The following is a 17,910-nucleotide window of genomic DNA, read 5'->3' as shown; positions in this document are numbered from 1 at the left end:
ATGCGTCAGGACGCGGTCGCCATCGTGGGGATGGCGGTGCTGCTGCCCGGCGCCGCCGGTCTCGACGCCTACTGGCGCAATCTGCGGGACGGCGTGGACGCGATCGGGGAGGTGCCGGCGGCCCGCTGGGACACCGACTACTACCGCCCCGGCTCCGCGGCCGGGCCCGCCGTGGCCGACCAGGTGTACTGCCGGCGCGGTGGCTTCGTGGACGGCCTGGCCGAGGTGGAGGTCACCCGCTACGGCATCATGCCCGCCTCGGTGCCCGGCACCGAGCCCGACCAGCTGATCGCGCTGAACGTGGCCGCCGCGGCCCTCGCCGACGCGGGGGCCGGGGAGCGGCTGCCCGACCCGCACCGCGTCGGGGTCGTCCTTGGCCGGGGCGGCTACCTCACCCCCGGACTGGTCCGGCTCGACCAGCGGGTCCGCACCGCAGGCCAGCTCGTCCGCACCCTGGGCGAGCTGCTGCCCGACCTGACATCGAGTCAACTGGCCCGGGTACATGAGGCGTTCACCGACCGTCTGGGACCGACGAGCCCCGAGTCCGCGATCGGCCTGGTCCCCAACCTCGCCGCGTCCCGGATCGCCAACCGGCTCGACCTGCGCGGCCCGGCCTACACCGTCGACGCGGCCTGCGCCTCCTCGCTGGTCGCCGTCGACCAGGCCGTCGGCGAACTCACCTCCGGGCGCTGCGATCTGATGCTGGCCGGGGGAGTGCACCACTGCCACGACATCACCCTGTGGAGCGTCTTCTCCCAGCTGCGCGCGCTCTCCCCGAGCCAGCGCATCCGCCCCTTCCACCGCGACGCCGACGGCATCCTCATCGGCGAGGGCACCGGCATCGTCGTACTGAAGCGCCTCGCGGACGCCGAGCGCGACGGCGATCGCGTCTACGCGGTGATCCGGGGCACCGGCGTGGCCAGCGACGGCCGCGCGGCCGGACTGGTCAACCCCGACCCCGGCGGTCAGGCACACGCCGTGCGCCAGGCGTGGCGGGCCGCCGGACTCGACCCCGCCGCGCCCGGCTCGGTCGGCCTCCTGGAGGCGCACGGCACCGCGACACCCGCCGGGGACGCCGCCGAACTGGCCACCCTCACCGCGGTGTTCGGGCCGGGCGAGGCGTACGGCGACGAACGCGCGGTGATCGGCTCGGTGAAGTCGATGATCGGCCACACCATGCCGGCCGCCGGAGTCGCGGGACTGGTCAAGGCCGCCCTCGCGCTCCACCACCGCACCCTGCTGCCCACCCTCCACTGCGACACCCCGCACCCTGCTCTCGCGGGCACCCGCTTCCGCCCGCTGGAGAAGGCGGTCCCCTGGGAGACCGGCCCCGAGCGGCCGGTACGGCGGGCAGCGGTGAACGCCTTCGGGTTCGGGGGGATCAACGCCCATGTGGTGCTGGAGGAAGCACCCGGCGCGATCGCGCGGTCCACGGGGAGCCCAGGGCCCCGAGCCACGGTTGCCGTCGCCGAAGCCGAGCGTGTCCTCCTGCTCGCCGCCGACAGCCCCGAGCGGCTGGCCGCCGCCCTGGACACCGACGACTTTGCAGTCCTCGCCTCCGGGCTCGACGCCGCCCGCACACACCCGGACGCGGGCCCGGCCCGCCTCGGCATCGTCGCACCGACCGCCAAGCGGCTCGCCCTGGCCCGCCGAGCGGTCGCCAAGGGCCGCGCCTGGCAGGGCCGCAACGACGTGTGGTTCCGCCCCGGGCCGCTCCTCGGCGGCGCGGACGGCAGGCTCGCCTTCGTCTTCCCCGGCCTCGAAGGCGACTTCGCGCCCCGCGTCGACGACATCGCCGCCCACTTCGGCCTCGCCACGGTCGCTCCCGCCGACGAGGAGGTGCGGGTCGCGGACGTGGGCCGGCACGGATTCGGTGTCGTCGGCGTCGGGCGGCTCCTCGACGCCGCGCTGCGCCGCATAGGGGTCGTCCCCGACGCGGTGGCCGGGCACAGCGTCGGCGAGTGGACGGCGATGGCCGTGGCCGGGCTGTACTCCGGCGACCAGGTCGACGCGTTCATGGCGGACTTCGACCCGGACACGGTGACCGTGCCGGGCCTCACCTTCGGCGCGGTCGGAGCGTCCGCCGAGCGCGTCCGGGCGGCCCTGCGCGAGGACTGGGCGGGTGCCGGGATCGTGCTCTCCCACGACAACGCCCCCAGCCAGTCGATGGTGTGCGGGCCGGACGGAGCGGTGGAGGAGTTCGTACGGTCCTTCCGGGCCCAGGGCGTGATCTGCCAGGTGCTGCCGTTCCGGTCCGGGTTCCACACGCCGATGCTGGAGCCGTACCTCTCGCCCATCAAGGAGGCGGCGGACCGGTTCCGGCTCCATCCGCCGACCGTGCCCGTGTGGTCGGGGACGACCGCGGCACCCTTCCCCGAGGGGGAGGCCGCGGTCCGTGAGCTGTTCGTCCGGCATCTGCTGGAACCCGTCCGCTTCCGGCAGCTCGTCGAGGCCCTGTACGCGGCCGGCCACCGCGCCTTCGTCCAGACCGGCCCGGGCAGGCTCGTCTCCCTCATCGGCGACACGCTCGGCGACCGCGACCACCTGGCCGTCGCGGCCAACTCACCGCACCGCCCGGGCCTGTCCCAACTCCGTTGCGTGGCCGCGGCGTTGTGGACGGCGGGGGCGAGCGTGGCACCGGCACTGCCGACCCCGGCCGCCCGGGCGGCCGGTCGCGGCGTCCCCGAGCGCCGACCGGTCCGGCTCGATCTCGGGGGAGCCCTGGTCTCCCTCGACGACCGGGTCCTCGCCGGGCTCCGTACCGACCTGCGCACGGCATCCCCGGCGCCGGCAGCTGCCGTACGCGTCGGCGCGGCCGATCCCACCCCGTCCCCCCTCGACGCCGTGGCCGGACGCTTCCCCGTGGCCGCCGAGCTGAGCGCGCTGCTGCGCGACACCGCGGACATGGCGGCCACGCTGATCGGCGCGGCCGACCGCCCACCGAGCAGGGCCTACGTTCCGACCGCGGTCCGCCCCGAGGCGCCCGCCAAGCCTGTGCACGGGGCGGTCACCACCCCGACCGCGCCCCACGGCAGCTCCACGCCCCACCAGCCACCGACCACCCCCGACACCTGGCAGACCACCCTCCGCGTGTCCCCGCACACCATGCCCCACCTCCTCGACCACTGCTTCTTCCCGCAGCGCCCCGGCTGGCCGGACGTGGCCGACCGCTGGCCCGTCGTCCCGGCGACCACGATCGTGCGGCACATGATGGACGCGGCGGAACGGGCCGCACCGGGCATGCGGGCGGTCGCCGTGCACGGGGCGCGCTTCGACCGCTGGCTCACCGCGACGCCCGCCGTCGACGTCCCGGTCACCGTCACCCGGGCCCCCCACGACCCGAACCGGTTCACCGTCACCTTCGGCCCCACGGCCCGCGCGTTCGTCGAACTGGCCGCGGCCCACCCCGCCCCGCCCCATGCCCGCACGGAGCCGCCCCGCCCCGAACGCACCCCCGACCACACCGCCGCCCAGCTCTACGAAGAGCGCTGGATGTTCCACGGCCCGGCCTTCCAGGGCGTCACGGAACTCACCGCGATCGGCGAGCAGCACATACGCGGGGTGATCACCACACCCTCGGCCCCCGGCGCCCTGCTCGACAACGTGGGCCAGATCCTCGGCTACTGGATCATGGCAACGCGCACCGAACGGACCGTGGTCTTCCCCGTGCAGATGCGGCACATGCGCTTCTACGGGCCGCATCCGGGGCCGGGCACGCAGGTCGAGTGCCTGGTGCGCATCACCTCGCTCGCCGACACCCTCCTTGAGGCGGACATCGAGCTGACCGTCGCGGGCCGGGTGTGGGCGCAGCTCACCGGCTGGCAGGACCGACGCTTCGACAACGACCCGCAGACCCGCCCGGTCGAACGCTTCCCCGAGCGCAACACCCTCTCCGAACCGCGCCCCGGCGGCTGGTCGCTGCTGCACGAGCGGTGGCCGGACCTCGCGTCGCGCGAGCTGATCATGCGCAACTCACTCGGCGGAGCGGAGCGTTCCGAGTACGCCGCGCAGGCCCCGCGCGGCCGCCGGCAGTGGCTGCTCGGCCGGATCGCCGCCAAGGACGCGGTGCGCCGGTGGCTGTGGGAGCACGGCGAGGGGCCCGTCTTCCCGGCCGAACTGCGGGTCCGCAACGACGACTTGGGCCGCCCGTACGTCACCGGCGAGCACGGCCGCGCCCTGCCCCCGCTGGACGTCTCCCTCGCGCACCGCGCCGAGGCCGCCGTGGCGATCGTACGGCCCCACACCCCCGGTCCCGGCCCCGGTATCGACATCGAAGAGGTCAGCGAACGCGACCCGGCGGCCCTCGCCGCCGCCCTGGGCGCCGACGAACTCCGGCTCCTGCGCGCCCGGTGCGCGGACGGCGAGGACTCCGAGCCGCTGTGGTTCACCCGGTTCTGGGCGGCGAAGGAGGCGGTGGCCAAGGCGGAGGGCACCGGATTCGGCGGACGGCCCCGGGACTTCGCGGTGTTCGACGCGGCTCCGGACGGAGGCCGCCTGCTGGTCTCGGGCCGTCTGGAACGCGCGTACACGGTGCACTGCCGATCCGTCCGCAACACCCCCGCACTGCCGGACCGGGAGTACGTCGTGGCCTGGACGACGGGACCGGTGGAGGAGGCCGGAGAACTGCCCGCAGCGGCATCGGACGAAGAGGAGCACCGTTGATGAACCCCATCCAGCCGACCACCGAACCCGCCGACGAGGAGGCCGTGCTCGCCGACATCAGGGGCATGCTCCTGATCCTCCTGGAGGAGTACGGCGAGGAGGACGTGGAGATCGGCATGAGCACCACGTTCAACCGTGACCTGGAACTGGAGAGCATCGACCTGGTGACCCTGGCGGGCCTCCTGGAACAGCGGTACGGAGACCGGGTCAACTTCGCGGAGTTCCTCGCCGGTATGGACTTCGACGAGATCATCGAACTCACCGTCGGCAGGCTCGTCGAGCACGTGGTGCAGAGCCTGAAGGCCGCAGAGGCGGGCTGACACATGGCGATCGTCGACACCGGTGACATCCGGCTGCACGTACAGAGAATGGGCCCCCGCCAGGGGCGCCCGAAGGTCGCGACCGCGGTGCTCGTGCACGGGCTGCTCACCGACAGCCTGGCCAGCTACTACTTCACCGTGGCCCCCGCCTTCGCCGTGGCGGGCATCGACGTGGTCATGTACGACCTGCGCGGTCACGGCCGCAGCGAACGCCCGCGGAGCGGCTACACCCTCGACCACAACATCGACGACCTGGAGGCGCTCCTCGACCGGCTGGACGTCACCGGCCCCGTCCATCTCGTCGGCAACTCCTACGGCGGCACCATCGCCTTCGGCTGGGCGGCCCGCCACCCCGGGCGGACGGCGAGCCTCACCCTGATCGAGTCCGAGCCGGCGACCGCGGCCTGGGCGGCGAAACTGGGCGGCATCCTGGACCGGGTGGTGACCGAGCTGGCGTACAACGAGCCCGACGCGATCGCCTGGATCACCTCCCACCGCAGCCACAACACGGCCCGTCTGGCCAAGGGCGCGGCGCGGCTCGCGAGGGAGACCACCCTCGGCCGGGACATCCCCGCCAGCCGCGTGCTGACCGAGGACGAGATCAGGTCCGTGCGCTGCCCGGTCCTCGGGGTCTACGGCGGTGACTCGGACCTGGTGGAGCTGGTGTCCCTGAAAAAGACGCTGCTCGGGGACTTCCGGTCCGTGGTGCTGCCGGGGCACGAGCACTCGGTGCTGGTGGAGGCGCCGGGGGCCGTCGGCGGGCACATCCTGGAGCTGATCCGCACGGCGAGCGGGGGCCGGCCGGTGGGGGCCGAGGCCCGGTGAGCGGGTTCCTGTTCGTGGTGCCGCCCCTGGTCGGGCACATCAACCCGACGGTCGGCGTCGCCGCCGAACTCACCGCGCGCGGGCACCGGGTGGCATGGGCGTGCGCCGATCCCGGGCTGGTGCGCAGGCTCGCGGGAGCGGACGCCGACGTGTTCCCGTGCGACGGTGTCACGGGGGTCGAGCGGCCGCCCGACCTGCGTGGCCCGGAGGCGCTGAAGTTCCTGTGGGAGTGGTACCTGGTACCGCTCGCCGACGCGATGGCCCCGGGCGTGCGGGCGGCGGTGGACGGCTTCCGGCCGGACGTGGTCGTCGCCGACCAACAGGCCTTCGCCGGCGCCCTGGTGGCCGAGCGCCTGCGGCTTCCCTGGGCCACCTCCGCCACCACGTCGGCCGAGTTCACCGACGCGTACGACGGCATGCCGAGGGTCGCCGCCTGGCTGCGGGAGCGGCTGACCGAACTGCGGGGACGCATCGGCGACCCCTCCGGCACCGCCGACCCCCGGTTCTCACCACACCTGGTCCTGGCCTTCACCACGCCCGAACTCGTCGGCCCCACGGGCGAGAAGGGGGAGGCGATCCGCTGTGTCGGCCCCTCGATCGCGGACCGTCCGGCCGAGCCCGGCTTCCCCTGGGACTGGCTGGATCCGGGCCGTGCCAAGGTCCTGGTGACCCTCGGCACCGCCAACGCCGACGCCGGTGGCCGGTTTCTCGCCGAGTCCCTGACCGCGCTGCGCGAACGGGCCGACCGGGTACAGGCGGTGTTTGTCGATCCGGGCGGCACCCTGGCCGCGACCGGCGACGACAGCGACGTACTGATCCTGCCCGCCGTGCCCCAACTCCCGCTCCTGGCACGGGTCGACGCGGTGATCTGCCACGCCGGGCACAACACGGTCTGCGAGGCCCTGTGGCACGGGGTTCCGCTGGTCGTCGCCCCCATCCGCGACGACCAGCCCGTGGTGGCCGCGCAGGTGGTCGACGCGGGAGCCGGCATCAGGGTGAGGTTCGGCCGGGTCACCGCACCCAGGCTGGGCGCGGCCCTCGACACCGTCCTGCACGAACCCGCCCACCGCGAGGCGGCCGCCCGCCTGCGCACGGCGTTCCGCACCGCGGGCGGCGCCCACGCGGCGGCGACCCACCTGGAACGGCTCGGGACAGGCCGAGGGCACGACCGACAGCCATGAGCGGAGACGCGATGAGCGACAAGACACAGTCGAACGGCGGAAGCGAGCCCATGGACGCAACCGAAACCGAGTCCGCCCACGCCCCCGACCGCGCCGCGCGCATCGCCGCCCTGCGCCCCGGCTACCAGGCCGATCTGGCCGACGGCGTGGGCCGGTTCTTCGAGCCGCGGCGCACCAGCTGCCCCTGGTGCGGCTCGGAGCGGCTGACCACCCGGCTGCGCACCACCGATCTGCTCCAGCACAAGCCGGGCCGCTTCGAGCTCGACCGGTGCGAGGACTGCGGGCACACCTTCCAGAACCCGCGGCTGAACGAGGCCGGTCTGGAGTTCTACTACCGCGACTTCTACGACGGCCTCGGCGAGCAGAAGATGAGCGGCACCTTCGGCGGCCGGACCAAGATGTACCGCGGCCGCGCCGAATCCATGCTGCCGCACGACCCCACCCCGAAGAACTGGCTGGACGTCGGCACCGGCCACGGCCACTTCTGCGAGGCCGCCCGTGAGGTGCTGCCCGGCACGGTCTTCGACGGCCTGGACTTCACGGACGGCGTAGAGCTCGCCGAACGCGAGGGAAGGGTGGAACACGGCCACCGCGGCTCCTTCCCGGAGCTCGCCCCGGAACTCACTGCCCGCTACGACGTGGTCAGCATGTTCCACTACCTGGAACACAGCACCGACCCCGACCGCGAGCTGCGGGCCGCGCACGAGGTCGTACGGCCCGGCGGCCATCTGCTCATCGAGGTCCCGGACCCTCAGAGCCGCTATGCCCGCCTCCTGGGCCGCTGGTGGCTGCCCTGGCTCCAGCCGCAGCATCTGCACTTCGTGCCCGTCGCCAATCTGCGCCGCCGTCTGACCGACCTGGGATTCACGGTGGTCGCGGAGCAGCACGCGCAGCCGCACGACCCGGTGGATCTGCTCGCCGCGGTCTGGCTGGCCCTGGACCACACCGCCCCGCGCGAGGACGCGCCGTGGCTGGCGCAGCCGCCGGGCGCGGTCCGGCGCGGGCTGCGCACCGCCGTGGTCCTCGCGGGGGTGCCCGTCCTCGCCCTCGGCACGGTTCTCGACCGGTTCGCGGTACGGCCCCTCTCGCACCGTCTGGGGCTGTCCAACGCCTACCGGCTGGTGGCCCGGCGCGACTGAGCCGGGGCTCAGAGCACCTTGGCGCGGATCAGTGCCGACAGCACGAGGGCCCCCGGCAGCAACGGCAGCCAGTCCGTCAGCACCCGGAAGCCGATCACGGTCGCCGTGGCCAGGGCCACCGGGGAGCCGAAGGCCGCCAGCGTGAACACCAGCGCCGCGTCCACCGCGAGGCCCCCGGGTGCGGGCACCGCCCCCACCGCGGTGCCCGCGGCGAGGTAGGCGAGGACCACGTGCGCCCAGGGGACCGGCAGCTCCAGCGCGGCCCCGACCGAGGCGATCACGCAACCCTGGAGCAGCGGCATCGCGGCCGCCCCGCCCCACAGGGCGAGCACACGGCAGGGCCGGGTGTGCAGCAGGCGCGCGTCGGCCAGGGCGGTGCGCAGCAGCCCCGTCACCGGGCGGCGCAGCGGACGTACGACGGCCAGGGCCACCCCGGCGACGGCGGCACCGGTGCCGGCGACGGCGAGCACCGGTACGAGCGTCCCCCCGTCCGGGAGCAACTCGCCCAGCCGTCGCCAGGCCGGGGAGGCCGCCAGGAACACCACGAGCACGATCGCCTTCGCGACGGACTTGGCCAGGGAGTACAGGGCGATCGAGGCGGTGGCGCGGTCGAGCGGTACCCCGCGGCCGCGCAGGAAGCGCACGGTGACGGCGTGCGCGCCGATGCCCCCGGGCAGCGCGTGGTTCGCGGCCCCGGCGGCGAACTGCGAGGCCAGCAGCAGCCCGGGCGGCAGCCGGTCCGGCACGGCGCCCTGGCGGACGCACGAGGCCGCGACCCAGCCCAGGCAGGTGAAGCCCCCGCCGGCCAGCAGCCACCAGGGGTCGGCCGCGACCAGCCGCGCGACACCCTCGTGGACGAGGGACCGGTTGGTCAGTCCCCAGATCCCGGCCAGCAGGAGAGGGCTCAGGCACAGCGCCAGCCGGACGGGACGGCCGGCCATCGGGTGCGCGGGCGCGTCGGGGCGGAGAGGGGACGTCGAGGAGAGCGAGGACAGCGAGGACACGGGCACGTCGTCCTTCCGCATCGGGCCGCGCGGCGGGACCGGGAGATGCGAGGCGGCGGGGGGAACCGCGGGGGAGCTTTCCCGTTCCGTGTGACATGCGGATGTCCGAAAACCGAAGGACCGTCGGCGGGACGGTGCCGTGGTGACGGGGCTTGCCCGGCTGCCGTCGCGCGGCGAGCAGGTAGCCTTCCTGTGGGCGCGTCTTACGGGTGACGTCCGGAAAGCAAGGACGCGACAGGGGAGGAACCGGCGTTGCACGTCCAGGAATGGCTCGACACCGTGCCGGCGGCCGCCGTCTATGCCGTGGTGGCTCTGGTCATCGGTCTGGAGAGCCTGGGTATCCCGCTGCCGGGTGAGATCGTCCTGGTGTCGGCGGCCCTGCTCTCCTCGCAGCACTCGGGCATCAACCCGATCGTTCTCGGTGCCTGCGCGACCGTGGGCGCCGTCGTCGGCGACTCCATCGGCTACGCGATCGGCCGCAAGGGCGGGCGCCCGCTGCTGGCCTGGCTGGGCAAGAAGTTCCCCCGGCACTTCGGCGAGGGCCATATCGCCACCGCCGAGCGGTCCTTCGAGAAGTGGGGCATGTGGGCCGTCTTCTTCGGCCGCTTCGTCGCCCTGCTGCGGATCTTCGCCGGCCCGCTCGCGGGTGTGCTGCACATGCCGTACTGGAAGTTCCTGATCGCCAACGTCCTCGGCGGCATCTGCTGGGCGGGCGGCACCACGGCGGTCATCTACTACGTCGGCGTGGTCGCCGAGGACTGGCTCAAGCGCTTCTCGTATCTGGGCCTGGTGGTGGCCGCGCTGATCGGCCTGACGTCGATGCTGGTGCTGAAGCGGAAGGCCAAGAAGGCGGCGGCCGAGCGGGCCGCGGAACAGGAACCCGTCCCGGCCGCCGACTAGGACCGGGAGCAGGACCAGGACGTCAGGGCGTCACGCCTTGTCGTGCACGTTCTGGTGTGCCTTTGCCAGGTCCGCGTACAGGGTGCCGTTCAGGGTGACGCCCTCCCGCTCCTCGGCGGTCAGCTCCCGCTTCACCTTGGCCGGCACCCCTGCCACCAGTGACCCCGGCGGCACCACCATCCCCTGCGGTACCAGCGCCTGGGCGGCGACCAGGGAGCCCGCGCCGATCACCGCCCCGTTGAGCACGGTCGCGCCCATGCCGATCAGACAGTCGTCCCCGACGGTCGCCCCGTGCACCACGGCGTTGTGCCCTATGGAGACCCGCTCACCGACCGTGACCGGAAACCCGGGGTCCGCGTGAAGCGTGACGTTGTCCTGGACATTGGCGCTGGCACCGACGGTGATCCGCTCGGTGTCACCGCGCACCACCGCGCCATACCAGACACTTGCCCCCCTGTCCAGGACCACGTCGCCGATCACACAGGCCGTGGGCGCGACGAACGCCTCCGGGTCGATCTCGGGGTCCTTGCCGCCCATGCCCACGATCAGCGCCTTGTGCGTCATCACGGTCTCCCGGTCTCCCGTCGTGTTCGGTACCCCCGCACCGTACGCCAACGGTGGGGCGAAGATCACAGGGGTCCGGCCTCATGGGCACAGCCGGCGCTGAGTACCGTGAGCGGGTGCCCAAGCCCAAGAACACGTTCTCATCCTGGCGGCGCCGCATCGCCCAGCGGGCGGTCCACGCCGGCTGGGCCTGGGTGCAGCGCACGGGATCCGTCACCGCCGAGCACCCGGGGCGCCTCCGCTTCGGCGCGATGGGAACAGGTACCAGACTCGCCTTCCCGCTCGGCACGGTCTTCGGCGAACCCTGGATCCATCTGGGCTCCCACTGCATCGTCGCCGAGCAGGTCACCCTGACCGCGGGCCTGATGCCCGACCTCGACCTCGGCCCCGACCCGATCCTGCGCATCGGCGACGGGGTCGTCCTGGGCCGCGGCAGCCATGTCATCGCCGACACCACGGTGACGATCGGCAGCGACTGCTACTTCGGTCCGTACGTCTACGTCACGTCCACGAACCACTCGTACGACGATCCGCACGAGCCCATCGGCAGGCAGTGGCCGCGGATGGAGCCGGTGGAGATCGGTCCGGGCTGCTGGATCGGCACGGGCGCGGTGATCCTGCCGGGCGCGCGGATCGGCCGGAACGTGGTCGTGGCGGCCGGTGCGGTGGTCCGCGGGACGGTGCCCGACCACGCCGTGGTCGCCGGGGCGCCCGCCCGGGTCGTACGGCGCTGGACTCCCGGCGACGGCTGGCAGCCGCCGCTGCGCACACCCGCGCCGGTACCGATCCCGGACGGTGTCACCCCGGATCAGCTGCGGGCCCTCGCGGACCTCGACGAGGAGGGCGCCGAGCGGCTGGCCCGGCTGGAGGCCGACGGCTGACTCAGCCGGTCGCCAGCAGGAGCGTCCCGAGCAGGGCGAGCCCGGCACCCGCGGCCTGGACGGCCCGCAGCCGTTCGCTGAGGAAGCCGCGTGCGGCCAGGGCGGTCACCACCGGGTACAGCGAGGCGAGGACCGCCGCCACGGTGACCGGGCCGTGCTGGGCGGCGACCGAGTAGGTGCCGTTGGCCGCGACGTCGGCGAGGCCGACGAAGGCGAGCGCGGGCAGCGAGGCCCAGGGGAAGCCGCCTTCGGGAAGGGCGGCGCCGCCGCGCCGGACCGACACGTACAGCGCGGCGCCACCCACGGCGACATTGGTCAGCCGCTGTACGAACAGGGCCAGGAACAGGCCGGTGACGGTGGTCGAGGCCTCGGTGATGAGCGCGAACACCGTGCCGAAACCGAGCGCCGCGACGAGCGTGAGCACGATCGTCTGCCGCTGCACGGGGGCGCCCCTGAGCTGGGGCCCGCCCGCGAGGACCACACCGGTCACGGCGACGGCGATGCCCGCGACCTGCAGCAGCCCCGGACGCTCGCCGAGGAACAGACCGACGCTCACGGGGACGCCGACGCTGAGTGTGGCGAGCGGGGAGACCACGCCCATCGGTCCCAGGGCCAGTGCCTTGTAGAAGGCGAACAGGGCGACCGGACCGACCAGGCCCGCCGCGAAGGCGAACCACAGCCGTGGACCGGCCTCGGTCCAGCCGCCGGTCGCCACGACGACCGCGCCGAGGACGGCCGCCGCGATCCCCTGGGAGACGACCACCACCGTCAGGGCCGGAGTGCGCCGTGTCAGCAGCCCGCCGCCGAAGTCGGCCAGGCCCCACAGGAGACTGGTGGCCAGGGCGAAGAATGCTGTCACGGGTCGCCTCGCAGTACAGTTCGGTGAACGATCAGGTGCACCCCACCGTAGTTCATTCAATTAAACTATGTCATCCAGAATATTGGACGAAAAGTGTCGGACCTCGACCTGCTGACCCAGTCCCTGGCGCGCACCGTCAAGCACTGGCGCGCGGTGCGCGGCTTCACCCTGGACGTGCTGGCCGCCCGGGCAGGCGTCAGCCGCGGCATGCTCATCCAGATCGAGCAGGCCCGCACCAACCCCAGCCTCGGCACCGTCGTCAAGATCGGCGACGCCCTCGGCATCAGCATCACCACACTGCTCGACTACGAGCAGGGCCCGAAGGTCCGGATCGTCCCCGCCGAGCAGGCCGTACGGCTCTGGCACACGGACGCGGGCAGCTACAACCGGCTGCTCGCGGGCACCGAGGCCCCCGGTCCCCTGGAGATGTGGGACTGGCGCCTGATGCCCGGAGAGCACAGCTCCTCCGACCCGCACCCCACCGGCACGGTCGAACTCGTCCATGTCACGGCCGGGGAGCTGACCCTCACCGTCGACGGCACGGACTACCGCGTCCCGGCCGGCGCGAGCGCCTCCTTCGAGGCCAACACACCCCACACCTACGGCAACACCGGCGACGTACCGATGGAGATGGTGATGGCGGTCTCGGTGCCGCCCGTCCCCTGAGACGTCCGGCCGGCCGCCGCCTCACGGCTGTTAGCGTGCGGCCATGCGCGCACCCATCGGACACTTCGACACGGCCACACCGGCCCCCGACTGCCTGGACGAACTGACCCGCCCGGTCGCCGACGCCGTACGCCAGTGGCGCGGCAGCGTCCCCGCCGACCAGATCGTCTACGTCGAGACCGATCCGCAGTGGGCCGACACCGCCGTCTTCGTCGAGCACTACGGCCGCGAGCTGCTGGAGCGGTCGGCCAACTGTGTGGTGGTCGCGGGCAAGCGGGGCGGCGAGACCACCCTGGCCGCGTGCGTTGTGCTGTCCACCACCCGGGTCGACGTCAACGGGGTCGTGCGCCGGCAACTCGGCGCCCGCAAGGCCTCGTTCGCCTCGATGGACCTGGCGACGGGGGAGACCGGCATGGAGTACGGCGGCATCACCCCGGTCGGACTGCCGGGCGGCTGGCCCGTGCTGGTGGACTCCGCCGTCGTCGATCTGCCCTATGTCCTGGTCGGCAGCGGACGCCGGCGCGGCAAGCTGCTCGTGCCCGGCAAGGCGTTCGCCGAGCTGCCGGGCGCGGTGGTGCTGGAGGGGCTGGGGATCGCCTGACGCCGGACCGCGGCGCGCCGGGCCTCAGCCCGTCAGATGGTGGGCCAGGGCCAGATGCGGGTCCGCCTCGCCCGGCACCGGTGCCGGATCGGCGTGGACCAGCGCCGCGGTGAGCCTCGGGACGGCGTGCAGCAGGGCGTGCTCGGCCTCGACGGCGACGGCGTGCGCCTGCCGTACCGTCGCCTCGCCGTCCACCACGACCGCGACCTCGGCCCGCAGCCGGTGCCCGATCCAGCGCAGCCGCAGCTCGCCCACCTCGCGTACGCCCGGCACCTCCCGCAGCGCCCGCTCGGCCCGGTCCACCAGTGCCGGGTCGACGGCGTCCATCACCCGCCGGAACACCTCGCGCGCCGCGTCCCGCAGCACCAGCACGATGGCGGCGGTGATCGCCAACCCCACGAGCGGGTCGGCCAGTTGCAGACCCAGCGCCGAACCCGCCGCGCCCACCAGCACGGCCAGCGAGGTGAATCCGTCGCTGCGGGCGTGCAGACCGTCGGCGACCAGCGCGGCCGAGCCGATCGACCGGCCCACCCGGATCCGGTACCGGGCCACCCACTCGTTGCCCGCGAATCCGACGAGGGCGGCCATGGCCACGGCCGGCACCTGCGCCACGGGGCGCGGATCGAGGAGCCGTTCCACCGCCGCCCAGGCCGCGAAGGCCGCGGACGCGGCGATCGTCAGCACGATCGCGATGCCCGCGAGGTCCTCCGCGCGCCCGTAGCCGTAGGTGAAGCGCCGGGTCGCGGCGCGGCGGCCGAGTACGAAGGCGATGCCCAGCGGTACGGCGGTCAGCGCGTCCGCGGCGTTGTGCACCGTGTCGCCGAGCAGGGCCACCGACCCGGACACGACCACCACGACCGCCTGTATCAGCGCCGTCGCGCCCAGCACGGCCAGCGAGACCCAGAGCGCTCGCATGCCCCGGGCCGAGGACTCCAGGGCCGGGTCGAGCTTGTCGGCGGTCTCGTGGGAGTGGGGGGTGAACAGATGGGTGAGGCGGTGGCGGAGACCGGTCGAGGGGTGGGTGTGGGCGTGGTCGTGCCCATGGTCATGGCCGTGCCCGTGGGCGTCCGCGTGCGCATGGCCATGGTCGTGGGAGTGGTGCCGGTCGCTCACATCGATCACCTTCCGGTGCGCGGGGGTGGACGGGGGATGCCCACGGAGACCATTATGTGCGTATGAGCGCACGCATGCACCTATCACCTGCGCATCATGCGCATCCGCGTACCCCCGGCGACGAGCAGTTCGTGCTCGCCGCCGATCTCCTGGCCCTGCTCGGCGACCGCACCCGTCTCACGCTCCTGCACGCGCTCACGGCCGGGGAGGCCGATGTCACCACGCTCACCCAGGCGTGCGACGCGGCCCGGCCCGCCGTGAGCCAGCACCTGGCCCGACTACGGCTCGCGGGCCTCGTGCACACCCGCAAGGAGGGCCGCCGGGTGGTCTACTCACTCGGCGACGGACATCTGCGCCGCCTGGTCGACGAGGCACTGAAGGTCGCGGACCACCGGCTGGGCGAAGCGCAGCGCTGAGCCGCTCCTTCGTGAGGTGGGAAGGGGCTGCCGGCCGCGCTGAGGAGCGTGCGGCGGCCGTCGCACGGGTCGGGTTCGGCCCTTCGCCTCGGCGGTGCCTGACCTCGGGGCTGCGGGCCGTGTGACCGGCGAAGCCGCGCGGATGGATGCCCAACCGCACACGGAGGACGGCGGCGCCTGGGCGAGCAGTGCCGGAGCCGGCGACAAGCTCGTAGTGCATCAGCCGGCGTTGCCCCGTCCTGGGGCAGAGGTACGACACCGCGGGCCGGTCCGTGTCCGGGTCGTGCGGCCGTACGTCCCGCACGCCGAAACGGATGCCGCCGCCCCGTGCGTCGGTGTACTCACGCACCGGATCCGTGACCGGCAACGGCTGTGTGCGGACGTAGTGGTGATGCCCCGTCAGCCTCGCCGCTCGCGACACCGCACCCCCTGCATGACGGTGTCCCGTCCGCCGCGGCAGGGCAGCCGTGGTGGACGGGACACCGTCGACGGTGCGTCGGTCAGTGCGCCGGGGCGTCGGTGATCACGACCTCGTCGATGCTGCGCTCGATCTCCTCGGGCCGCGCCGCGGTCGCCTTGGCCCAGTAGTAGATCAGCAGGGAGAAGGCGCCGACGACGAGGATGTCCCACCACATGGGAATCGTGCCCTGGCCGCCGAAGCCGCCCAGCCAGGAGATCACGCCCATGCCCACCAGATAGCCGGGCAGCCACTGGGCGGACCTGAAGTTCATCCGGGGAGCGTCGGGCAGCCCCTTGCTCGTGGCGTACCAGGCGTAGCCGCCGAGCAGCACATAGCCGAGGACGATGGCGAAGCCCAGCCGCCACAGTGTGTCCCAGCCGGCCCAGTAGATGATCAGGTTGGCGACCACGAACGACAGCGGGGAGACGATCCTGCCGAGGGGCAGCCGGTAGGGGCGCTCGTGGTGCGGCAGGCGGTCGGCGAAGACGCCGTACGCCAGCGGCGCGCCCGCGTACATCAGCACGCTCGCCGAGGTGATGAAGCCGACCAGCTCCTGCCAGCTCGGGAACGGGAGGAAGCAGACCACGCCGGTCACGAAGGACATGATGAGGCCGAACCACGGCACGCCGCGGGCGTCGGTCTTGGCGAACGCCTTCGGCGCGTAGCCGTTCTTGGCGAGGCCGTAGGAGACGCGCGAGGTGGCGGTGGTGTAGATCAGGCCGGTGCCGCCGGGGGAGATGATCGCGTCGAGGTAGAGGACGAAGCCCAGCCAGCCCAGGCCCACCAGGGTCGCCAGGCCCGCCCAGGGGCCGCTGATGCCGGGGAAGTCGAGCTTGGCCCAGCCGTGCGCGAAGGAGGTGTGCGGCAGCGCGGCGATGAAAACGACCTGGAGCAGGATGTAGATCACGGCGCCGATCGCGACCGAGCCGAGGGTCGCCCGCGGCAGGTCACGCTTCGGGTTGCGGCTCTCGCCCGCCAGCTGGATCGCCTGCTCGAAGCCCAGCAGCGCGAAGATGATGCCGCTGGAGCTGATGGCGCCGAGCACGCCCTTGGCGCCGAACGGCGCGAAGCCCTCGGACGTGAAGTTCGACGTGTGGAAGTTGCCGATCGCGATGATGAAGATCGCGGCGAGCGGGACGGCGATCTTCCACCAGGTCGCGGCGCTGTTGGTGTGCGCCAGCGCCCGCACGCCGAAGAAGTTGACTCCGACGAAGACGGCCATGAGGGCGACGGCGATGACGAAGCCGCTGGTCGTCAGCGTTCCGTCGGTGTGCTGGAGGCCCTGGGCGAACTTCCAGTGACCGGCGTAACCGATCATCGCCTCGACCTCGATCGGGGCCACGGTCGCCGCCTGCAGCCAGGCGAACCAGCCGAACGACATGCCGGCCAGGCCGCCGAACGCGTAGTGCGGGTAGCGGGCCGTGCCGCCCGCCACCGGGAACATGCCGCCGAGTTCGGCGTGCACAAGGGCGAGCAGCACGATTGCCACCGCGCCGATCACCCACGAGATGATCGCCGCGGGCCCGGCCACCACGACCGCCTTCTCGGCGCCGTAGAGCCAGCCGGAGCCGATGATGGAGCCCACGGAGGCCCACATCAGGCCGATCAGCCCGACGTCGCGCCGCAGGCCGCCGGTCTCCTTCGTGGCTTGGGGCACGGCATGGTCGACATTCACCATGTCAAGTGGCCTCTCAGATCTGTACACAGGTTTAACGGACAAGAGGCCACAGGCTAGGGACGCATTCGCGAGCCGCAAAAGACCGTTTCCCAAATTTTGACCTAATGCTTGGGCTGCTGTTGGGGTGGTCTTTACACAGGTCAGCGCCTGATAACGAATGTGCGTATTCAGTTGCGTATTGCGCGAAGATCGCGCGACAACTACCGAAGAGTAGGAATTTCGATCGCCGGGCAGCGGTCCATCACCATGTCCAGCCCGGCGTTTCGGGTCCTTTCGTACGCGTCCTCGTCGACCACTCCGAGCTGGAACCAGACGGCCTTCGCGCCCTTGACCACCGCCTGGTCGGCGACGAGCCCGGCGAGGTCGCTGTTGACGAAGACATCGACGACGTCCACCTCGAAGGGGATGTCCTCCAGAGAGGCGTAGCCGGGCTCGCCGTGGACCGTCTCCGCCTTCGGGTGCACGGGGACGACACGCTTGCCGAACCGCTGGAGCACCTCCGCCACGCCGTACGCCGCGCGCCGCCGGTTCGAGGACAGGCCGACCACCGCCCAGGTGTCACCCAGCTCGGTCAGGATCCTGCGGATCGTCGCTTCGTCGCCGTACACGGTCGGCCTCCTCGGGCTCCGGGAATGTGTGCC

Annotated in this window: 16 protein-coding genes; 10 read left to right on the top strand and 6 right to left on the bottom strand. The window is 72.9% G+C overall.

The window, feature by feature from the left end; all coding sequences use genetic code 11:
- From ACFY1J_RS32010 to ACFY1J_RS31990, 5 genes are read left to right on the top strand one after another with little or no spacing between them, the layout of a single operon-like run.
- Positions 1 to 4,662, top strand: coding sequence for a beta-ketoacyl synthase N-terminal-like domain-containing protein (locus ACFY1J_RS32010; protein ID WP_390732443.1), 4,662 nt, complete (start codon positions 1 to 3; stop codon positions 4,660 to 4,662).
- A complete protein-coding gene (locus tag ACFY1J_RS32005; RefSeq protein ID WP_390710352.1) occupies positions 4,662 to 4,982 on the top strand; it encodes an acyl carrier protein in 321 nt (106 codons plus the stop codon). The genes ACFY1J_RS32010 and ACFY1J_RS32005 overlap by 1 nt, the downstream gene beginning before the upstream one ends.
- A 3-nt stretch (positions 4,983 to 4,985) precedes the next feature.
- Positions 4,986 to 5,807, top strand: a complete 822-nt coding sequence (locus ACFY1J_RS32000; protein WP_390710353.1) for an alpha/beta fold hydrolase — start codon at positions 4,986 to 4,988, stop codon at positions 5,805 to 5,807.
- Positions 5,804 to 6,988 carry a glycosyltransferase gene (locus ACFY1J_RS31995; protein WP_390710354.1) on the top strand — a complete coding sequence of 395 codons (1,185 nt, stop codon included), beginning with the start codon at positions 5,804 to 5,806 and terminating at the stop codon, positions 6,986 to 6,988. The genes ACFY1J_RS32000 and ACFY1J_RS31995 overlap by 4 nt, the downstream gene beginning before the upstream one ends.
- Before the next feature lie 50 nt (positions 6,989 to 7,038).
- The gene (locus ACFY1J_RS31990; protein WP_390710574.1) at positions 7,039 to 8,127 is read left to right on the top strand and encodes a class I SAM-dependent methyltransferase; all 1,089 of its coding nucleotides are present in this window, start codon (positions 7,039 to 7,041) and stop codon (positions 8,125 to 8,127) included.
- Positions 8,128 to 8,135: 8 nt separating this feature from the next.
- Here ACFY1J_RS31990 and ACFY1J_RS31985 read toward each other — a convergent pair whose 3' ends face one another.
- Positions 8,136 to 9,131 carry a YbhN family protein gene (locus tag ACFY1J_RS31985; protein ID WP_390710355.1) on the bottom strand — a complete coding sequence of 332 codons (996 nt, stop codon included), beginning with the start codon at positions 9,129 to 9,131 and terminating at the stop codon, positions 8,136 to 8,138.
- Positions 9,132 to 9,383: 252 nt separating this feature from the next.
- On the opposite strand from ACFY1J_RS31985, the gene ACFY1J_RS31980 reads away from it, so the two are divergent.
- A complete protein-coding gene (locus tag ACFY1J_RS31980) occupies positions 9,384 to 10,031 on the top strand; it encodes a DedA family protein (RefSeq protein ID WP_390710356.1) in 648 nt (215 codons plus the stop codon).
- 30 nt (positions 10,032 to 10,061) lie between these two features.
- Here ACFY1J_RS31980 and ACFY1J_RS31975 read toward each other — a convergent pair whose 3' ends face one another.
- The gene (locus ACFY1J_RS31975) at positions 10,062 to 10,595 is read right to left on the bottom strand and encodes a gamma carbonic anhydrase family protein (RefSeq protein WP_390710357.1); all 534 of its coding nucleotides are present in this window, start codon (positions 10,593 to 10,595) and stop codon (positions 10,062 to 10,064) included.
- 83 nt (positions 10,596 to 10,678) lie between these two features.
- On the opposite strand from ACFY1J_RS31975, the gene ACFY1J_RS31970 reads away from it, so the two are divergent.
- Positions 10,679 to 11,476 carry an acyltransferase gene (locus ACFY1J_RS31970; protein WP_390710358.1) on the top strand — a complete coding sequence of 266 codons (798 nt, stop codon included), beginning with the start codon at positions 10,679 to 10,681 and terminating at the stop codon, positions 11,474 to 11,476.
- A 1-nt stretch (position 11,477) separates the two neighbouring features.
- Here ACFY1J_RS31970 and ACFY1J_RS31965 read toward each other — a convergent pair whose 3' ends face one another.
- Positions 11,478 to 12,335, bottom strand: a complete 858-nt coding sequence (locus ACFY1J_RS31965) for an EamA family transporter (RefSeq protein WP_390710359.1) — start codon at positions 12,333 to 12,335, stop codon at positions 11,478 to 11,480.
- A 93-nt stretch (positions 12,336 to 12,428) separates the two neighbouring features.
- Here ACFY1J_RS31965 and ACFY1J_RS31960 point away from each other — a divergent pair, with 93 nt between their 5' ends.
- Together ACFY1J_RS31960 and ACFY1J_RS31955 are read left to right on the top strand one after the other, a co-directional pair.
- Entirely contained in the window at positions 12,429 to 13,001 is a 573-nt protein-coding gene (locus ACFY1J_RS31960; RefSeq protein ID WP_363299947.1) for an XRE family transcriptional regulator, read from the top strand.
- Positions 13,002 to 13,044: 43 nt separating this feature from the next.
- Positions 13,045 to 13,602 carry a YbaK/EbsC family protein gene (locus tag ACFY1J_RS31955; protein WP_390710360.1) on the top strand — a complete coding sequence of 186 codons (558 nt, stop codon included), beginning with the start codon at positions 13,045 to 13,047 and terminating at the stop codon, positions 13,600 to 13,602.
- A 24-nt stretch (positions 13,603 to 13,626) separates the two neighbouring features.
- Here the strand turns inward: ACFY1J_RS31955 and ACFY1J_RS31950 are convergent, their stop codons facing one another.
- Complete coding sequence (locus tag ACFY1J_RS31950) at positions 13,627 to 14,715, bottom strand: cation diffusion facilitator family transporter (protein WP_390710361.1); 1,089 nt, start codon at positions 14,713 to 14,715, stop codon at positions 13,627 to 13,629.
- A gap of 62 nt (positions 14,716 to 14,777) precedes the next feature.
- Between ACFY1J_RS31950 and ACFY1J_RS31945 the strand changes: the two genes are divergently transcribed.
- Complete coding sequence (locus ACFY1J_RS31945) at positions 14,778 to 15,131, top strand: ArsR/SmtB family transcription factor (protein ID WP_390710362.1); 354 nt, start codon at positions 14,778 to 14,780, stop codon at positions 15,129 to 15,131.
- Between the two features lie 500 nt (positions 15,132 to 15,631).
- On the opposite strand, the gene ACFY1J_RS31940 is transcribed toward ACFY1J_RS31945, so the two are convergent.
- Together ACFY1J_RS31940 and ACFY1J_RS31935 are read right to left on the bottom strand one after the other, a co-directional pair.
- Positions 15,632 to 17,269: an APC family permease gene (locus ACFY1J_RS31940; protein WP_390732442.1), complete on the bottom strand. Its 1,638-nt coding sequence runs from the start codon at positions 17,267 to 17,269 to the stop codon at positions 15,632 to 15,634.
- A gap of 200 nt (positions 17,270 to 17,469) precedes the next feature.
- Positions 17,470 to 17,877: a CoA-binding protein gene (locus ACFY1J_RS31935; RefSeq protein WP_390710364.1), complete on the bottom strand. Its 408-nt coding sequence runs from the start codon at positions 17,875 to 17,877 to the stop codon at positions 17,470 to 17,472.
- Positions 17,878 to 17,910: the final 33 nt, after the last annotated feature.

It is taken from the genome of Streptomyces sp. NPDC001406, from assembly GCF_042895285.1.
In the GTDB taxonomy this organism is placed as follows: Bacteria; Actinomycetota; Actinomycetes; order Streptomycetales; family Streptomycetaceae; genus Streptomyces.
This window is presented reverse-complemented; position numbering and strand designations above follow the sequence as displayed.